Origin of the sequence: Pseudoalteromonas sp. PPB1, assembly GCF_015356275.1 — a bacterium.
Taxonomy (GTDB): Bacteria; Pseudomonadota; Gammaproteobacteria; order Enterobacterales; family Alteromonadaceae; genus Pseudoalteromonas; species Pseudoalteromonas rubra_D.
This window is the reverse complement of record NZ_JACEQV010000001.1, coordinates 140,977-160,207: the sequence shown is the minus strand read 5'-3', so window position 1 is coordinate 160,207 and position 19,231 is coordinate 140,977. Positions and strand designations below refer to the sequence as shown.

The 19,231-nt window shown below is 48.4% G+C and carries 16 protein-coding genes; 8 read left to right on the top strand and 8 right to left on the bottom strand.

Features of this window, described 5'->3' with window-relative positions:
• Window positions 1-11: 11 nt before the first annotated feature.
• The 3 genes from IY568_RS00725 to IY568_RS00715 form a co-directional block, all read right to left on the bottom strand.
• The gene (locus IY568_RS00725; RefSeq protein ID WP_194866535.1) at window positions 12-1,604 is read right to left on the bottom strand and encodes a hypothetical protein; all 1,593 of its coding nucleotides are present in this window, start codon (window positions 1,602-1,604) and stop codon (window positions 12-14) included.
• Window positions 1,605-1,653: 49 nt separating this feature from the next.
• Entirely contained in the window at window positions 1,654-2,799 is a 1,146-nt protein-coding gene (locus IY568_RS00720) for a hypothetical protein (protein WP_194866534.1), read from the bottom strand.
• Window positions 2,800-3,059: 260 nt separating this feature from the next.
• Entirely contained in the window at window positions 3,060-3,599 is a 540-nt protein-coding gene (locus tag IY568_RS00715; RefSeq protein ID WP_194866533.1) for a DinB family protein, read from the bottom strand.
• A 239-nt stretch (window positions 3,600-3,838) separates the two neighbouring features.
• Here IY568_RS00715 and IY568_RS00710 point away from each other — a divergent pair, with 239 nt between their 5' ends.
• Both IY568_RS00710 and glsB read left to right on the top strand, forming a co-directional pair.
• Window positions 3,839-4,402: a phosphoribosyltransferase gene (locus IY568_RS00710; RefSeq protein ID WP_046003029.1), complete on the top strand. Its 564-nt coding sequence runs from the start codon at window positions 3,839-3,841 to the stop codon at window positions 4,400-4,402.
• Between the two features lie 116 nt (window positions 4,403-4,518).
• The gene (gene glsB / locus IY568_RS00705) at window positions 4,519-5,448 is read left to right on the top strand and encodes a glutaminase B (protein WP_194866532.1); all 930 of its coding nucleotides are present in this window, start codon (window positions 4,519-4,521) and stop codon (window positions 5,446-5,448) included.
• Between the two features lie 46 nt (window positions 5,449-5,494).
• On the opposite strand, the gene IY568_RS00700 is transcribed toward glsB, so the two are convergent.
• Window positions 5,495-6,799, bottom strand: coding sequence for an inosine/guanosine kinase (locus IY568_RS00700; protein ID WP_010383041.1), 1,305 nt, complete (start codon window positions 6,797-6,799; stop codon window positions 5,495-5,497).
• A 170-nt stretch (window positions 6,800-6,969) separates the two neighbouring features.
• Here IY568_RS00700 and tadA point away from each other — a divergent pair, with 170 nt between their 5' ends.
• Window positions 6,970-7,491: a tRNA adenosine(34) deaminase TadA gene (gene tadA / locus IY568_RS00695; RefSeq protein ID WP_194866531.1), complete on the top strand. Its 522-nt coding sequence runs from the start codon at window positions 6,970-6,972 to the stop codon at window positions 7,489-7,491.
• On the opposite strand, the gene IY568_RS00690 is transcribed toward tadA, so the two are convergent.
• Window positions 7,482-7,646 carry a hypothetical protein gene (locus tag IY568_RS00690; protein WP_010383038.1) on the bottom strand — a complete coding sequence of 55 codons (165 nt, stop codon included), beginning with the start codon at window positions 7,644-7,646 and terminating at the stop codon, window positions 7,482-7,484. The genes tadA and IY568_RS00690 overlap by 10 nt on opposite strands.
• A gap of 118 nt (window positions 7,647-7,764) precedes the next feature.
• Complete coding sequence (gene mltF / locus IY568_RS00685) at window positions 7,765-9,153, bottom strand: membrane-bound lytic murein transglycosylase MltF (RefSeq protein WP_194866530.1); 1,389 nt, start codon at window positions 9,151-9,153, stop codon at window positions 7,765-7,767.
• A gap of 183 nt (window positions 9,154-9,336) precedes the next feature.
• Here mltF and purL point away from each other — a divergent pair, with 183 nt between their 5' ends.
• The 5 genes from purL (at window position 9,337) to IY568_RS00660 (ending at window position 17,377) form a co-directional block, all read left to right on the top strand.
• Window positions 9,337-13,221: a phosphoribosylformylglycinamidine synthase gene (gene purL, locus IY568_RS00680; protein WP_194866529.1), complete on the top strand. Its 3,885-nt coding sequence runs from the start codon at window positions 9,337-9,339 to the stop codon at window positions 13,219-13,221.
• Window positions 13,222-13,583: 362 nt separating this feature from the next.
• Window positions 13,584-14,126, top strand: coding sequence for a hypothetical protein (locus IY568_RS00675; protein ID WP_194866528.1), 543 nt, complete (start codon window positions 13,584-13,586; stop codon window positions 14,124-14,126).
• A 135-nt stretch (window positions 14,127-14,261) separates the two neighbouring features.
• On the top strand, window positions 14,262-16,853 hold the full coding sequence (locus IY568_RS00670) for an intermembrane phospholipid transport protein YdbH family protein (RefSeq protein ID WP_194866527.1): 2,592 nt from the start codon (window positions 14,262-14,264) through the stop codon (window positions 16,851-16,853).
• Between the two features lie 12 nt (window positions 16,854-16,865).
• The gene (locus tag IY568_RS00665; protein WP_194866526.1) at window positions 16,866-17,045 is read left to right on the top strand and encodes a YnbE family lipoprotein; all 180 of its coding nucleotides are present in this window, start codon (window positions 16,866-16,868) and stop codon (window positions 17,043-17,045) included.
• Window positions 17,046-17,056: 11 nt separating this feature from the next.
• The gene (locus tag IY568_RS00660; RefSeq protein ID WP_010383031.1) at window positions 17,057-17,377 is read left to right on the top strand and encodes a YdbL family protein; all 321 of its coding nucleotides are present in this window, start codon (window positions 17,057-17,059) and stop codon (window positions 17,375-17,377) included.
• Between the two features lie 30 nt (window positions 17,378-17,407).
• On the opposite strand, the gene IY568_RS00655 is transcribed toward IY568_RS00660, so the two are convergent.
• Both IY568_RS00655 and waaA read right to left on the bottom strand, forming a co-directional pair.
• Window positions 17,408-17,953, bottom strand: coding sequence for a DUF1415 domain-containing protein (locus IY568_RS00655; protein ID WP_138536209.1), 546 nt, complete (start codon window positions 17,951-17,953; stop codon window positions 17,408-17,410).
• A complete protein-coding gene (gene waaA, locus IY568_RS00650) occupies window positions 17,954-19,225 on the bottom strand; it encodes a lipid IV(A) 3-deoxy-D-manno-octulosonic acid transferase (protein ID WP_194866525.1) in 1,272 nt (423 codons plus the stop codon).
• Between the last annotated feature and the right edge of the window lie 6 nt (window positions 19,226-19,231).

Below are 19,231 nucleotides of genomic sequence, written 5' to 3'. Positions count from 1 at the left end.
TTGAAAGGGGGTTATTCTCCTTGTATAAAAGCCCTATACTCCGAGCCCAGGTGCCGTAGCAATTGCTCACGTCGCACCTCGGTGTCATTGCCTTTCAAATAGCCTTTGATGGCATATCTTAGCGTCATAGGCTCTTTATCTTCCGGCCCGAGTATGTAATTTGCTAATGTTTCGTCACTTTGCGTGTAGCCCAGTGCAGCCAGGTTTGCAATACCATCCATAGCCGCGGCGCGAATACTCAATTCACGAGATTCGTAGGAAGGACCATGACTGTGATCAGAAGAGATTTTTGGTGCAAATGTGTAGTCTGGTTTGGAGATCGCAATCTCATATAGTTTGTCATTAGCCAGTGGGCTGTTCAGTTCACTCAATATATGCACCGCAGACCAGCGCCGCATCTGACCTTCAACTGTAAGTGCAGTATCATCATAGATTTTGAACAGTTCAGGCACAACGAGATGGGCGTTTTTGCGCAGGGTCTCCAGAGATTTAGCATACTGTTGATTTGCGTCTTCTCCCATACCAAATAAGTTGTTGAAGTGGGCCTCAATCATTTGCTCTAGTTGAACGCTGCTGTAATTTATTGCACTGAGTTGAGACTGAGGATTCAAGTCTTCTGCTTCAGCAACAAGCTCGGCAGGGATCAGGCTGAACAGATCGAACGGGTAATGTTGAATATGTACCCCTGCTTCTACCTGGATGCTTTTGGCTCTGAACTGACCGACCTGTAGCTTATTATCAGGCAAGGTTGTCAAAGTGAGGTTGGCATCTGGTGAAAACCACACGCCGTCAAAGGTGTGAGAGAGCTTGATGTCAGTTGAACCCAGATATATGACTGCCAGTGCGCCATGCGTGCGATTATCGATAACTGGCAGAGTCTCCAGGTCGCCATGAACGTAAAGTACGGTGTTGTTTGTGTTTTCAGGGTTGCTTTCTATTACAATTTTAGAGTTTTCACCTGCGTTGAGTGACATCAGGTGAAAAGCTCCGGGCGTTATATGCCAGCTGGAATTCGGCTTAATAGTCACATTTTGATAGCTGCCGGGTTTGCTGACCTGTTTCGCATTTTGCTTAGCGCCCGTTGCTGTCACATGGACATTGCTTTTCGGTGTGTTAATTTGCCAGTTTAATTCTTCAATGCTCATGTCCAGTGCTGCAAGTTGTCGCAGGTTTTCAGGGGAAGTCGGCAGCGGACTATTATAGTGTCTGGCATAGAACTGGGTGTTGCTCGGTGGTTTATGTGAAAAGCGCATTTCTTTAAATGCCAGTGCATGTTGCATGGCATGGCCTTCACCCGTTATATCGAGAGTTTCAAAGCTAACGACGGATCCCGGGACTTGGCGAATATTGCCCGATACCAGGTGTTCAATTGCACTCAACTGCAATGTGTTGGACAGTTCGATAGATCTTGATGCAGTCAGCGGGACATGCTTTAACGCCATGGCATTTAATTTGAACAGCGCCACCGAGCAAGTAATATTCGCCTCTGTTACTTCGCACGTTAAAGGTTTAAGTAAATCTTCAGCGGCGGTTTTACTGCTAGCGGTTGCGCAAAATGGCAGGCCTAATGCTGTGACCACAAACAGAAAATAGGAGTACTTCATACGATACCTTTTAAAGCCCCTTTGCAGGGGCTGAATGTTAAAACGAGCGTTATTTAGGGCCTGTCGCGACACAGATCCACGGAGGAGGTCCCATGTTATGTGGATTGTGACGGCATTCAACTTTAGTTGGTTGTTTACCATATTTATTCACAAAGCCAGATGTTGCTTGTGAGCGCACCGTTGATTCTACCCCGCCTGCTGCGGTGAAGGTTACTGTGTTTGATGGTTCTATAGGGCGACTTAAACCAGATGCCGTTGATTTATTGATGATTTCAGCATCTTTGTCTGCATGATACGATGGCGGTGTAACGAAGCGGCGATTGATTGTGTAGTTTGCCTGTTGCTCAGCACTGGCCCGCATTGCCGGGGTTGCATCGTTAGCATTGACCGCAAACCACCATAACCATAAAGCTTCATAAGTATTTGAGCCGTTATAGCTCCAGTTGGGGTCACAGCTTGAGCCGCTGCACGCACCGCCGGCGCTACCATGTGATTTGTCCATATGCCTGGCTTCGTGTACAAGTGTTGCAGCTCGTCCAATCACATCCTGATCGTACAGGGCTGGGCGGCTGATGCTCATTTCTGAACGTTTTACCCATTCCCAGCTGTAGAACTTTTTCTTCCACTTAAATCTGGCAAAGACACTCTCGTCACAAATTGAATGGGTGTTGTGAACGTCTTTTTGTGATTCGTGATAGGCCCAGCCTAAAATTGAGTTGTCACCTGATTTATCAGCGTTGTCCAGTAACCAGATACTGTTGAACAATCGTCCTTTCGGTGACGTGTAATCACACGCACTGCCGGCAAAGCTACTTTCATTGACTGCAAAATTTGAGCGATAAGTTGATTGCTTGTTGCTGTCACAAAATTTTCGACCAATTGCGGCTTCGAACCGGGCGTCCGTATCGCTTTTACTGTGTGAGCGGCCACACATTTCATAGCTGTCACTGCCAAAAGAGAGCGTTGCAACTTGTGCGGTAGCAGTACAATACCAGGGGAGTGGATAATTAGTTGAGCGGCAACTGGTGCGCACGTTGGACAGTGGGTTACCATTTGCTTGTCGCTCAAGTGCAGAAATTGCAGCGATTTTGCCTTGTTCTTGAGTGTGGCCATAGGAGCCGGAAGAAATTGTTTTAGCAGCGTTTGCGGCAAATGGGGCCACCGTAATTGCCGCTACCAGTAGGGTATGTTTCATTCATTTTCCTTATTGATTTTGTAGTGTCACAGAGAACCTGATTAGGGTACATTTTGTGGAATTTAAACACAATGTATTAATTCCAAAATTACATTAGTTTTATTCATGTATCTAAATGTAATAACTTGACGGCAATGTCATAAAGAAGTCGTGGTCTTGCCGTTCAGTCTGGATAGCACCGATTTGGCAGATGGACACCCAAAATAGCGAATCAAACAGGGTAAAGTGGTTTGAAGTTGTCAGGACAAGGTCTGGTATACCTAGATGTTGACATCGTCAAAGAGCAGTAATAGGTCTGTATCACCTATGTCTTCGTCCAGTTGAGAAAACAGAGTTGTAACTTGTCCTCTGTGATGAGTCTGGTGGTTAAAAAAGTGCATCAGCAGGCTACTTAGAGGTTTGCTGAAGCCGATACCTTTAGTATTGCGGTAAGTCAGGATGGTACCCAAATCGGACTCCTGCAGCTCATCAATAAAACACAAAATTTGTTTGTCGAGCCATTGACGATGTGTAGTCAGGTGCGAGAGGTCTTGAAAAAGGCACTGGGCCAGGCTGGTGGGATTGGGCTGTTCCAATATGGATTGCAGAGCGCTGGAGCCCGCCTGGTTTGAAGCAAACCGTTTTAGCCAGATAATGTCTGCCACCACAAGGTGGTTTAATGTGCCAAATATTGAGCCGAAAAAAGCGCCTCGCTCTTGTTTTAATGCCTCTTCGCTCAGGCGCGTAGCTGCCTGATAAATTTTTTGATTCATCCATTGGTTATAGTCGGCCAGCAGTCTGAACTGGGTTAGTTGGCTCATGAGTGTTTCCTTCAGTATATTTGAATAGAGTTATAAACCCGGTAAGTGGGGAAAACAAGCCTTTCTCAGATTCATCATCCTGTAAAAAAACTGCGCTAGCGCAAGCAATTTTTTTTCGACTCAGCTAAAATACTCGGTTATACGTTATTCTCAGCCGTGCTGATTGCTGTGGTGTCTGTAGCGGCACTTTAAAAACACAGGTTTGCGCGGTGTTCTTTGCTCAATGACACGGGGTTTGTATGTCTGACAAGTGCTATATCACGGCGCAACAATTACTTGAAGATTCATTTCGACTGGCCGCTCAGGTTTATGAAGATGGATTTCGTCCTGACTTTATTATCGGCATTTGGCGCGGTGGCGCGCCTATCGGGATTGCAGTTCAGGAATATTATGATTACAAAGGCATAGAAACCGATCATATCGCCGTGCGCACCTCGTCTTACTATGGCATTGGCAAGCAGTCGAAAGAGATCAAGGTACACGGCTTACACTATATTGTTGAAAACGCTAATGCGGGTGACTCGTTGCTGATTGTGGATGATGTGTTTGACTCGGGCCGCAGTATTTATGCACTACGTGAAAAACTCGAAGAGCTGATGCGTCTGAACCTGCCAAAAGACATTCGTGTCGCCTGTCCATATTACAAGCCGACCAATAAAAAAGTTCCTATGACGCCGGATTACTTTATTCACGAGTCGGACGAATGGCTGGTGTTCCCGCACGAATTATCAGGTTTAACGCCGGATGAGCTGATCGCTGGTAAATCAGATTTGGCCAATATCAAAGAGCTGTTTACCAAGTAAGCCGGGCCAACTGGTATCAAGAAAAAGCCGCACAGACACTGTTCTGTGCGGCTTTTTTGTGGCCACAGATCTGTTACACTCGCGCTATTGTGCTTTTTGAGATGATGACCGTTTTTATGACAACAGCCTCGCCCGATTATCAGGCTATTTTGCAACACGTTGCACAGCAGGTTCAGCCCTTGTCCCACCAGGGAAAGGTCGCTGATTATATTCCTGCGCTGGCTGAGCAGCCACTGGGGCAATTTGCCATTGCACTGCACACTGCCGACGGACAGACCTTCAGTGCCGGCCACTGTGATAGCCGTTTTACCATTCAATCTGTCTCTAAGGTCATGACCTTGACGCTGGCGTTACAGCGTTATGGGGATGAGTTGTGGCAGCGGGTGGGTAAAGAGCCGTCGGGCACCGCATTTAACTCCCTCACTCAGCTTGAGTTTGAAAATGGCACTCCCCGTAATCCCTTTATTAATGCCGGAGCCATTGTTACCTGTGATGCCTTGTTCAGCCGCCTGAGTGCGCCTATCCACACTATGCTGGAAAGTTACCGTAGTCATACAGCGAATCCAAAAGTGGCTATTAATAAGTTGGTAGCGCAATCCGAGTATGATCATCGTTATCGCAATGCCGCCATGGCCTACCTGATGAAATCATTTGGTAACTTTGACAATCAGGTGGAAGAGGTGCTGTGGTCGTATTTTAATTTTTGTGCCATTGAGCTCAATGTCTGCGAACTAGCACGGGCATTTTCTTATCTGTCAACGGGCGGAGTATGTCAGCAAAGTGGTCAGCAGGTGCTAAGTACACGTCAAACCCAGCAGCTTAATTCTTTGCTGTTTACCAGTGGTTTGTATGATGCTGCCGGAGACTTTGCTTATCGGGTGGGGATGCCGGGCAAATCCGGGGTGTCGGGCACCATCATTGCCGTCGCACCGGGTCGCTTTACGGTGGCGGTATGGTCACCGGGGCTCGATAAAGTCGGTAATTCCGTTGCGGGTATTGCGGCGCTTGAGTTACTGGCTGAAAAGCTGGGCACCGCATTATTTTAGGTGACAGTGAGACACAAAAAACGGGAGCCATGGCTCCCGTTTTTGCTTACTGGTCCCAGTAAGTTTGTTCGAGCGAGTCTTCGCGCTCTGGCAAGCCACGCGACAGGCGTGGTGAGTGCTGTACTAATACCTCATAGCTGGCGCGGTTAGCATATTTGCTGATCTGTGCCAGTGAAGAATAGGTAATGGCGTGCTGCTCATGTTTGGCTGAATTTGGCACGTTGAGCTTGTGATAGACGTTCGCCGACAGGTCGTGTAAGACTGCCGCCAATGCACAATCTCCGGCACCATTGGTATTTTTAATGGTATCCGGGCCACCCATGTAAGGGGCGGTATGGCTGTACGCCTTGATTGGCTGTTTACACGCACTGCGGCGCATTGCCCGGGAGAATTCATACTGGTTGAATTCAGGGATAGCGCCTGGCAGCAGCGGGTACTCGGTTTCGCGTTTCTTCTCATCATCCACGTAACCGGCCATAAACAGGCCCTTAGGTCCGGCTGTACAGATCACTAAATCAACCCAGTCCAGCGCTTTGTCAGCGGCCAGCAACGGGTCGTCAAAACCAGTGATGGCTTCGCCTTCTTCCTCATTCATGGCCAGAATGTCGACGTGTTTTTCAACGAACTCTGCCCACCAGGTCGGATCTTGCTCAATCAGGAACTTAGTGCCCAGTGTTAATACCACTGGCACACCGGCATCGTTGGCATATTTCACTGCCTGCATGGTGGCCTGAGTCATAGTTTCTTCACCTGAAGTACGCATCAGATAAGCACTGATCACTAATGCTGAGGCGTGTTCAATCAATGACTTGTCAATAGACTCAGGTTTAAGGTGGTTCATCATGCCGGCACTGATGGCGAAGGTCCGCTCGCCACTGTCGTCAATCAGTGTAAAGCAGCGGCCGATGGGACCCGGAACGGGTTGCAGATAATCGAGATCGACCCGGCTGGAGGTATTGCACAAAAACTTATAGGCATAACTGCCTATTTGGATGTTTTCGCTCATGACGCCCAGTAACACCGAGCGGCTATCAGCCAGCACTGAATAGTTGTGCATGGTGTTGCCAATGGTGCCGCCAGCAAATTCATAGTCAATCATGTCATCACGTTTCAGGCGATCGTAAAGCGCATTGGTGACATCATTGTCTATCACTTGAGACATACCGCGTTGCAACCCAAACTCATCCAGGAAGGCCTGATCGACCTTAGCTTCGATGTCTACTACAATTTGGTCTATCCCACAAATGTAGTTGCGTTTAAGTCGATCAACGACATGTAACTGGTTAATTATAGGGTCTTTATCTTCGACTGGAAAATAATGTTTATGTCTTCTGCGGCCCGGAAATTTCATGTTTTACCCGTGTGTGTTGAGCTCGTCAAATAAAAAAAGCGGCGAATTATAGCTTAAATTGATGTCATTGAGCCATGGCAATTTGCTAATTTTAGCAATATAACTGTCACAGTGCGCAGTTCGCGACAATACGCTAGAATATCCCCCATTTTGTACCCAGGAGCATTTAGGTGGACGAACAACAGCAAGATCTTTATTGGATGCAGCGTGCATTGGAGTATGCCGACAAGGCCGAGCAGGAAGATGAGATCCCGGTTGGTGCCGTTGTGGTAAAAGACGGTGAGCTGGTTGGCGCGGGCTGGAACCGCTCTATTTGTTGTCACGATCCGTCGGCCCATGCGGAAATGCTGGCGATCCGGGATGCAGGTCAGCGCATCGAAAATTATCGTCTGGTAGATTGCACTTTATATGTCACGCTGGAGCCATGTCCTATGTGTGCTGGCTTGCTGGTACATAGCCGAATTAAACGGGTGGTGTTTGGTGCCTCGGATGCGAAAACGGGGGCTGCGGGGTCAATCATGAATTTGCTGCAGGAGCCGAAACTGAATCACCAAGTTGAGGTGACCGGCGGGGTATTAGCCGAGCAATGTGGCGAGAAGTTATCAGCATTTTTTCGGCGTCGGCGCAAAGAGATCAAGGCGCAGAAAAAAGCCAGGCAAGCGGGGTCAAACGACCAAGCAGCTCAGGATTGAGCCGCTCTTTCGTCTGCCGCTATCTGGATCAGTGCATAGATGCGGCGGCGTAATAATATCTTACGGTTGATGTTGCGTAACATAATACGGCGACGATTTGGATTCGTGTTGCGCGTGTTACGTTTAAACTGATGAGTTCGACGTCTTCTTAGCATCGTAACCTCCATTTTTAGTGAGAGAACAACTACGCGCGACAGCTATAGCGTATTCGTGTGTCAACTTGATGACATACTCTGAATAGCGTACCGGATACTTACCATAGCGCCTTGTCGATCATTGGGTTGGTTGCTCTGAGTCTGTATTGACTTGAAGGGCCCCATTTTCGTCCAACCAGATCAGGGCGTCGTAGTACCGGCGAATATTATCTACATAGGTTACTGCCACATCGCCGCGCGCATATCCATATTTTGTCTCTCGATAGTAGCGCTTTTTAGTCAGCAGTGGTAGTCGTTTTTTCACCTCTGCCCAGCTAGTTGGATTGCCCCCCTGACGCATCGTGAGTTTGCGTGCATCATTCACGTGACCCCACCCAACGTTATACGCTGCAAGCGCAAACCAGGTTCTGTCTGGTGCACCGATCTGTTTGGGGATGCGATTAATGAGTTTTCGTAAGTAGCGGGCGCCACCGCGAATATTTTGTTCTGGTTTGAGTCTGTGCGTTACGCCAACTTGTTTGGCTGTGCGCTGTGTGAGCATCATGATCCCGCGTACACCGGTGGGCGATTTGGCTCTGGGATTCCACATCGATTCCTGATAGCTCAGTGCGGCGAGTAAGCGCCAGTCCAGCTGGTGCTGCTCAGCGTATTGCATAAACCAGTCCTGATATTTAGGCAGCGTGGTTTTACTCGCTTCGACAAAAGCCAGAGTGTTGACGTAATTAAAGCGCCTGACATGACCAAAGTACTTCTCTTCGAGTGCGGCCAGTTGCTGAGATTGTTGCATCTTGGCAAAAAATGGCGGCAGCAGTGCGTATAAAGAGTCGTCTTTTTCGTTGCGCAGCACCCAGGAAACCGGATCGGCCTGAGTGACGGAAAATGCAATGCTGACATTGGGGTGGTAACGTCGGAACAGGGCTAGCGAGTGCGAGTCGACAACTGTGTATTGTATGTCACCGTCGATGATCCCCTGCAATAGCTCTTCCTGATCCCGGTCATCGACTTCATGCCAGCTAAGCTCAGGGTACTGCTTTTGTGCCGCCTGCAAAGAGATCACATGATGGCTGTCCGCTAAAACGGTGACAGGCCCAGTTAACTGGGCAAAGTTGCGTGGTCGGGTATTGCCTTGTTTAAAGACCAATTTTTGGCTTATCTCCCGATAGCTGGGGCCAAAACGAAAATGGACAGCACGCTGAGGGTGGTAGCTAAGTCCCGCCGCAGCCATATCCAGATCGCCACTTTGCAGGCGTTCGAACAGTTTTTTCAGGCTGAAAAAAGGCACCATTTGCAACTCAACGCCGAGCTCATTGGCAAACTGCTCAGCCAGTTCGTACTCAAACCCCTGTTCACCACCAATGCCCTGATAAAAGGTCGCGGGTCCCACCAGGGTGCCAATGCGGATCACTTCCTGCGCTTTGATCTGTTGTAATTGAGTGGCGGGCATTTTTTCACAGCTGCTCATTAGCAATAAACAGCACAGTACCAGCACAGAGGAAAGCAAACGCATAAGTGACTTTTGGCTCCTTGGTCAAATGAGAGTGACAGACCGCTCCATGCTCGCAATTAACGGCGCTTTTGTGAAGGGGCTTTTTTTCGATAATTGCTAAATTTGAGTTAAATAAGGAGGGCAAATCGACTATAATAGCGGCCCAAAATATCGTTCAATCCTTAACCCCGGATGAAAATACCTATGTTGATCCTACGTGGTGCACCTGCACTTTCTGATTTCAAAGTTCAAAAAATCCTTAAAAGCTGTAACGATGCGCAATTACCAGTGACTGGTGTGTATGCTGAGTTCATGCATTTTGCTGATCTGACAGCGGAACTTTCTGAGTCTGAACTGGACAAGCTGAGCAAGCTTTTAAAGTACGGCCCGACCATTGCCGAACATGCGCCTGAAGGAACCCTGATTTTAGTCACACCGCGAATTGGTACGATTTCGCCTTGGGCATCGAAAGCCACTGACATCGCCAATAATTGTGGCTTGGATAAAGTACACCGCGTTGAGCGTGGTATTGCTTACTATGTCGAGGGCGCACTGAGTGCAGAGCAGATCGATGAGGTAGCCAAACTTTTACATGATCGCATGACAGAGTCAGTACACAGTTCACTGGAAGATGCCGGTCAGTTATTCCGCGTTGAAGAGCCTCGCCCAATGTCTTCAGTTGACATTCTTGGCGGTGGCCGTGAAGCACTTGCTACTGCAAACGTTGAACAAGGCTTTGCTCTGGCGGATGACGAAATTGATTACCTGGTAGAGAATTTCCAAAAACTAGGGCGTAACCCGAACGACATCGAGCTGTTCATGTTCGCACAGGCGAACTCTGAGCACTGTCGTCATAAAATTTTCAACGCCGATTGGACAATCGACGGTGAACAGCAGCCTAAGTCGCTGTTCAAAATGATCAAAAATACATACGAAACGCACCCTGAAAATGTACTGTCTGCGTATAAAGATAACGCTGCGGTAATGAAAGGATCAAAAGCGGGTCGTTTCTTCCCAAATAAAGACGGTGAGTACAGCTACAATCAGGAAAACATTGAAATCCTGATGAAGGTTGAAACCCACAACCACCCAACCGCGATTGCCCCTTTCTCTGGTGCATCAACGGGCTCTGGTGGTGAAATTCGCGACGAAGGTGCGACAGGCCGTGGTTCTAAGCCAAAAGCGGGCCTGGTCGGTTTTACGGTATCTAACTTGCGAATCCCTGGCTTCGAGCAGCCGTGGGAAAGCAACTTCGGCAAACCCGGTCGCATTGTTAATGCACTCGATATCATGATCGATGGTCCTCTGGGTGGCGCGGCGTTCAATAACGAATTTGGTCGTCCTAATCTGCTTGGTTACTTCCGTACTTACGAAGAAAAAGTGAACAGCCACAATGGTGAAGAAGTACGTGGTTACCACAAGCCAATCATGCTGGCAGGGGGTCTGGGTAACATCCGTACTGAGCACGTACAAAAAGGTGAAATCCCTGTCGGTGCTAAGCTAGTTGCACTGGGTGGTCCGGCGATGAACATCGGTCTGGGTGGTGGTGCTGCATCATCAATGGCATCTGGCCAGTCAAATGAAGAACTGGATTTTGCGTCTGTACAGCGTGAAAACCCAGAAATGGAACGTCGTTGTCAGGAAGTGATCGACAAATGTTGGCAGCTGGGTGACGAAAACCCTATCGCGTTTATCCACGATGTGGGCGCAGGTGGTCTTTCTAATGCATTCCCTGAGCTGGTAGATGACGGTGGTCGTGGTGGTAAATTCCAGCTACGTAACATCCCGAACGATGAGCCAGGCATGGCACCACACGAGATCTGGTGTAACGAATCTCAAGAACGTTATGTACTGGCCGTAGCTGCTGAAGACTTTGACCGCTTTGAAGCAATCTGTCAGCGTGAACGTGCACAATACGCAGTTATCGGTGAGGCAACGGAAGAGCGTCACTTAACTGTTGCGGATAGTCATTTCGACAATAATCCAGTAGACCTGCCGCTTGAAGTACTACTTGGCAAAGCTCCTAAGATGCACCGTGACGTAGAGTCGAAGAAAGTCGAAGGTGAAGCCCTTAACACTGACAGCATCGATGTAGAAGAAGCGGCTAAGCGTTTACTTCGTCTACCTACTATCGCTGAGAAAACATTCCTTATCACGATTGGTGACCGTACGGTGACAGGTCTGGTAGCACGTGACCAAATGGTTGGCCCCTGGCAGGTACCGGTAGCAAACTGTGCTGTGACAGCAGCTGCGTTTGACACTTACCACGGTGAAGCAATGTCAATGGGTGAACGCACACCTGCGGCACTTCTAAACTACGGTGCTTCTGCACGTTTGGCAGTAGCAGAAGCGCTCACTAACATTGCTGGCGCAAACATTGGTGGTCTTGAAAATATCAAGCTATCTGCAAACTGGATGGCAGCTGCAGGTCACCCAGGTGAAGACGCAGGTCTTTACGAAGCGGTTAAAGCAGTAGGTGAAGAGCTATGTCCGGCGCTGGGTCTAACTATTCCGGTTGGTAAAGACTCAATGTCGATGAAAACCACCTGGCAAGACGAGGGTGAGGACAAAGCGGTAACAGCACCACTTTCTCTGATCATCACTGCGTTTGGCCGTGTTGAAGACATTCGTAAAACGGTAACGCCTCAGCTTCGCACTGATAAAGGCGAATCAAGCCTGATCTTAGTTGATTTAGGTGCAGGTCAAAACCGACTGGGTGCATCAAGCCTTGCACAGGTTTACAAGCAGCTTGGTGATAAGACGCCTGACGTAGATAGCCCTGAGCTATTAAAAGGTTTCTACAACGCGATGCAAGCTCTTGTAGCGGATGAGAAGCTACTGGCTTACCACGACCGTTCAGACGGTGGTCTATTCACAACCGTTGCTGAAATGGCATTCGCAGGTCGCACCGGTGTCACGGTAAACCTTGATAGCTTAGTTGGTTCTGACATCGAAGTACTTTACAACGAAGAGCTGGGTGCCGTTATTCAGGTTCGTAACGATGACCTGGCTGCGGTTGAAGCAATTCTTGCTGACAATGGCCTTGCAACAATCAGCCACACTATCGGTGCACTAAACACGGAAGACAAAGTAATCTTCAACCGTGGCGGTGAAGCAGTACTGGCAAATACACGTACTGAACTACGTACTATTTGGGCTGAAACCACATATAAGATGCAGGCACTTCGTGACAACCCAGAGTGTGCTAAGCAAGAATTTGATGCCAAGTTTGACGAAAAAGACCCAGGTCTTAACGTGAAACTAAGCTTTGATTTAAATGAAGACGTTGCTGCACCTTACATTGCAACAGGTGCTAAGCCTAAGATGGCTATCTTGCGTGAGCAAGGCGTTAACTCACACGTTGAAATGGCCGCCGCATTTAACCGTGCAGGTTTTGCAGCAGTAGACGTACACATGAGTGACATCCTTGAAGGTCGCTTAACACTAGAAGAGTTTAAAGGCCTTGTAGCATGTGGTGGTTTCTCTTACGGTGACGTACTGGGTGCGGGTGAAGGCTGGGCTAAGTCAATTCTATTCAATGACATGGCACGCGATCAGTTCCAAACCTTCTTTGAACGTCAAGACACGTTCAGTTTAGGTGTGTGTAACGGTTGTCAGATGTTATCAACTCTGAAAGAGCTTATCCCAGGTACTGAGCACTGGCCACGTTTTGTAACCAACAAGTCAGAGCGTTTTGAAGCACGTTTCAGCCTTGTAGAAGTTCAAGAAAGCCCGTCGGTATTCTTCCAGGGCATGGCTGGTTCTCGTATGCCAATCGCAGTCTCACACGGTGAAGGCCATGCTGAGTTTGCCAACGACGCAGCAGTGAAAGCAGCACTTGAGTCTGGCACTGTAGCCGTTCAGTACGTGGATAACTTTGGTAAGCCGACTACGCAATACCCGAACAACCCGAATGGCTCACCAGAAGGGATCACTGGTATTACATCAACTGATGGTCGTGCAACAGTCATGATGCCACACCCAGAGCGTGTATTCCGTGCAGTAGCGAACTCTTGGCACCCGGATGAGTGGAAAGAGGACAGCCCTTGGATGCGCATGTTCCGTAACGCACGTAAGAACGTGAGCTAATTGAGAGCATTTTAACTTTTGAAAAGGGTCACTTCGATGGCCTTTTTTATTGCTTGAAGAAAGCGAACTCTTGGCAGCGATACCCATGACAAGAGTGGAAGAGGACAGCCCTTGGATGCGCATGTTCCGTAACGCACGTAAGAACGTGAGTTAATTGAGAACATTATAACTTTTGAAAAAGGTCACTTCGGTGGCTTTTTTGTTGTCTGTTACATCACCATGTTCATGGTTTGGTATTATTCATCCCGTATACTTTCTCTCCTCAAGTTTTCTATGTAAATACCGATACAATGGTTGAATTAGAGGTACTTCCGGGCGCAGAACGGTGCCTGCAGACCAATAATGACAATCAAGGAGTGAGTATGGACATACAAGCACATCCAGGTAGCGCTTCGCCAGGCAAGCCAATATCGCATGCGCAAGTGCGTAATAACAGCGGCAAAGTGGCTGATGTTAAGGTAAATGTGGATACACAAAACCGCGACGAGGTTGATACCGTTCCCCCCTTGCTGTCACAAGAGCTGGATGACGAGGCGGGTCAGTACAAAGAAGACAATCCGGTATTTAAAGAGGATTATGAGGAGCTGGAGAAAGCCATGGCGCAGATCCAGGCATTTATCCGTAAGCTACAGGTTCAGCTCAACAAGCTAATGCAATCTGTGCAGCAGCGCCACCTTCAGGTGCAGGAACATGCAGAAGCAGAAGCCTCATCGGATGGGGCGATTGTTGAGCATATTGGCTTAAAACAATATCGTGACAGTACTAAAGTGGATGAAATTGCACTGCTGGAGCAGCAGCTTTCAGAGTATAAGCAACTCGAAGCTGATATTCGCGTTAATATGATTAAAATGATCCTTGCAGAGCGTGAACGACTCGAAGAGCTCAAGCGCAAAGGTAAGCTGTAAAGCCGTTAGAGGACGAAGTAATGACCTATTTGTAAGAGATTTTTGCGAACTTAACATCTTCTTACCTGGGCAAACATTACATCGTTAGCAAGATCCCTTACACTTAAGCCAGTTTTCACTGAATACCAGGTACCGATGCGGCGCTTTTTTCTTATTCTGTTATTTGCCCTGTTTACAATTGGGATCACTGTTTATTATTTTCGCGTGCCACTGACGCTCACGATTGGTAAACAGATACTGACCGAGGAGCAGGGGTTGCTTGAGTGTCTGGACTGGTCAGTAGACAGTTGGGACAGGCTTGCAGTAGAGCGCATGTGCTGGCGCAGTGAAGCCGTATCTGTTGAACTCAGTAACGCCACCTTTGATGGCGACCATTTTCTGGTGGGGAACATGAGGGTGATTCATCAGCAAACCCAGACTGATGACAACACCCAGGTGACTTATTCTCCTACCCCGTTACAGCTTGATTTACCTGAAGGTATGCCCACAGTTGAGGTTGAGAAGCTCACCGTATCCAGTCCATTATTACCTGAGTCACTGAATTTAAGCGTGAAGCAAACAGGTGATTTCGCCTTTACCATTGACGGGGATATGCAAGCCGACCTTGCCCTGAGTGATACAAAGCTACATGCGGCACTGAGGTTATCCAGTCCCGCTGTACAGAGGTTTTTGCGTGAGGCGAAACTCCCTGTGAGCGTGTCGGCACTGACTGGCAAAATTGAAGCCGAGTTCAACGGTCAAGTTATCAACGCTGATCTCCAGTTACAGAGCACATTGAACTATGCCCTACCTCAATGCCAGCCCGAGATTCAGGTCAATGGGGTGGCTACCGGGCAATGGGACTTTACAGACGAGCGCGCAACGCTGGATTTGCGTCAGCTGCCTGTTGATTTGGCCGTCGCTGAGTGCCAGGCGTTGCTGGCTGAGCTGCCACAAGACTGGAAAAACAGCATTTGGTCCGGACGTTGGCAAGCGCGTATATCAGAGCCAGTGATAATCAACGCACAGACTCTTACACTACCTGCTTTGAGTGTACAGGATGTTGCGCACGTTAGCACAGTCACCTTGAGTGAGTTTGTCTATCAGCTGCCTGAGCAGCAGATGCAGGGCAAACTGATGGTGTCGCATCACAGTGAGGCATTTCAGTTGCTGGATGCGCAAGTCGACTTTCTGCTCGCAGGGACACAACTGGAAAGTCAGGGCATCGTGACTTTTGAGCTTGCGCAGGCACCTGAGGAGCTCCCCATCAACTGGCAGGCATTGAGCATGCGCAGTGATTTCTCATTGCAGGGCAAAGTGAACGAACAACTGATGCTCAACATCACAGCAAAACCACAGGCTCAGTCTGTCGTGACGGAAGTAATGATGCTAGACAAGTTAACTACCTCTGTGTCGGCCCAAGCCCTATTCGCGATGAGCGAGCGTCATATTAAAACGCAACAGACACCGTTTGAACAATTGCAATGGCAGCTTGACGCTGAGGCAGAGCGATATCAGATTGATGGGGTTCAGGGACGCAATCTGAGCGTGTCTGGCCATGGTGATATTGATGCCTCGCTGGCGGCTAACGTAAACGCGGATATTCGGGTTGGCTCGTTCAAGCGCGAGAATGTACGGGGCAAAGAGTTACATCAACAGCTTGGCTTTAGCGGTATGCTTCGACCTGAGGGACCTGTTGGTAAACTCAAGGGTAACTCGACCATTGAGCTGGTGGCACATCCTCAGCTGGTGCTTAGAGATGTAGAACTAAACAGCGAAGGCGACATCAAAGGTGTAGAGCAGTTGGCGCTTACTCACAAGCTGACGCACGACAGTCTAGAACTACAACTGACACATCGTCTTGAAGCCGGGTTAATGCCGTTTACTCTGACACTGGGTGAGCATGGCCTGGGGGCGATTCAGTCTGTGGCCAGCCAGGTTGTGCCTAAACTTAAAATAGAAGAGGGCCTGATCAGTGCCAGTATTTCAGGTGAATTGTCGCGTCAGGTTTTTGACTTCGAAATAGGTGTCGGTGATGCCTCGTTTTTGTATGATCATCACTACGTATCTGGACTTGAATTGCCACTGAAGGGCAAGTGGCATGCGGGGGAGCTTATGATAGAGCCCGCACCACTGAGTATTACTGAGGTACGGTCAGGGCCAGTGTTGACAGACGTGCGAGGTCAGATAACTTCAGACAACAACTTGCTTGTGTTGCGTCAATTTAGCGCCAATATTTTCAGTGGCCAGCTCGCGGCTGAGCAGGTTTTACTCGACAAGCAGGATCAGGAAGTTTTAGTGACGGCCAGCGATCTGGATTTGATGCTGATCTCTGAAGCTGGCCGTGAGGCCGGAGTTGAGCTTTATGGCCAGGTTTCAGGCAGACTACCTGTGTTTATTCACAATGGGCAGGCAGAGATCCGCGATGGGTACCTGAGTAACATAGTAGATAGTATGTTGAAAGTAGAGGACAATGCTTCATTTAATGCGTTAAAGTCTCAGCGTCCGGAGTTGCAGCCTGTATTCGATATGTTGGACGAGTTAAGTATTGAAACATTAAGTGCCGATGTGAATATGTCACAAGATGGCCAATTGGAGTTGGCTGTAAAAATTGCTGGCGAAAACAAACAGAAACAACAACCTGTGAATTTTAATTATACGCACAGTGAGAATATTTATACCCTGTTCAGGGCGTTGCGTCTGAGTGATGAAATTACTCAGGCAGTGGAAAAAGCGTTAAACCAATAGGAGCAACTCAGCATGAAATGGATGCTAACTTTGGTGTTTGCTTTTTTGGTGTCGGCTTGTACGCATAAAGTGCAGGTAGAGACCAAAGAGCCTATCACCATCAACTTAAACGTCAAAGTTGACCACGAGATCCGTGTTAAAGTCGACAAAGAGCTGGACGATCTGTTCAGCGATGACAGTGAATTATTCTAAGGAGCCAGATCATGAACGCATCTAAGTTACTGACCACGATTGCCGCCGCTTGTATGAGCTTTTCGGTATTTGCCATTACTCTGGACGATGCTAAGTCACAGGGCTTAGTGGGGGAGACCGCAGCGGGTTATTTGGGCGTGATCAAGGGTAGTAGTGAAGTGAAAAAGCTGGTGAAAGAAGTAAACAGTAAACGCAAGGCGAAGTACCAGCAACTTGCTAAGAAAAATGGCATCAGCCTGAGTCAGGTTGAAGCCATGGCTGCCAAGAAAACATTTGCGAAAACGGCGCCGGGCCACTTCGTAAAAGTCGATGGAAAGTGGGTTAAAAAATAGCATTCAGGGCGGAATTCTCCGCCCTGACTGTTAATCTGTTTGATGGCATTGACGTAACAGTTGTTGCCAGAAAGCCGCACCTTTTCGGCGTGCAAGCCTGATGTTGTTATCCGGAATAGACTCTGGATCATCATAGCTTTCCAGTGCCTCAGCCATACTGGCTTCGCGGATCACATGTAAAGCCGGATAAGGGGCTCGGTTTGTGTAGTTGGCCGGATCATCTTGCTCTGACTCTGCAAAAACATAATCCGGGTGGAAGTTGGCGAGCTGGAAGGTGCCTTCATAGCCTTGGGCAACTAACAGTGCGTTTGCCAGGTCTACCAAATCTAAAAATGCATCAAAATCGGTAAAACCCTCAGTAAAAATGAGCAAGCTGGTTTCCCGCGCCGGGTTCTCAGTCAGTGCCTGACATTCATCTAGCATATCCATCACGGCATCTTCGGGTTTTTGTGACGCGCAAACTCGGTAGTGGATTGCGTTTTGTTCCACTTCTTTGCGGGCAAACGGGCAGAAGTTGTATTTTACAATGACTGAGCTGACCCAGTTTTGCATCGCTTTGACGGCAATATGGTGCATTTATTTTCCCAAAAGAGAGTTGATCATAGTAATACTGCGTGCAATGGCGCCCTGATTGCGTGTCAGACACGCTTTTGCATGTTTGCCCAATTCCATTGCACTTTGCTGTGAGCGCAAGTAAACCAGCAAAGTATCGGCCAGCGCTTGCTGATCCGCTACTTCAATGGCACCTTTCAGCGCAAACAGTTCAGGATAAATATGGGCAAAGTTATAGGTGTGTGGTCCAGTCAGTACACCGACCGAACAGGCCGCCGCTTCAAGTGGGTTATGGCCGCCTCGCTCAATCAGACTGCCGCCAATGTAGGCAACTTGCCCACACCCGTATAACAACTTTAGTTCGCCCAGTGTGTCTGCCAGCAAGACTTGTGATGACGGCGTGTAATTCTGGCTGCGACGACTGTAGCTGAGTGCTCGTGTTTCAATTAAAGTGGCAACTTTATCGAACTGCTCAGGGTGTCTGGGCGCTATGATCAACAGAGCATCGCTCTGGTGGGTCAATAGTTGCTGGTGGGCTGTTAAAACCTGTTCATGCTCCGCGGGGTGGGTAGAGCCTGCAACCCACACTGGTCGTGCGCCGAGCTGTGTTTTTATGGCCTCAATCTTGTCCTGCTGAGCGTTATCCAGGGCGATATCAAATTTAATTGAGCCCGTTACTGTGACTTTGTCTGGCGTCAGTCCCAGCTTAATAAAACGCTCGGCATCTTCCTGATTATGGCTCGCCAGCATACTGATTTGAGCCATCAAAAAACGGCTCAGAGACGCCACTTTTTGATATCCCATCAAAGATTTTTCAGACAGGCGGGCATTGATGACGGCGACCGGGCAATGTGCCTTGTTGGCGTAATAAAATAGGTTCGGCCACAGCTCAGTTTCCAGTACTAATAAGATTCTGGGCTTAATTCGTCTGACGAAGCGCCGGGCTGCAAAGGCAAAATCGACAGGTAAGTAGCAAATCGTGATGTCATGTGCACTGTTGTCAAACAGCTGATTAAGCTGTTCGCGACCTGTGGGGGTGTTACAGGTAAGTACAAAAGGTGCTTCAGGGTGTTCTTCTAACAGCGCTTTTATAAGGGGCGCTGCGGCCAGTACTTCCCCGACGGAAGCGCAGTGAATGACCACGGCATGCTTTGTGCGGATTGAGGGAGTAAAGCCAAATCGTTCGCAAAAATGCGCTTTATACAGCGGGTTCTTTTTTCCTCTGATAAGGTACAGATACAGCACGATGAATGGACATAAAATCAGTAGCACCAGGGAATATAAATGTCTAATCATGACAGC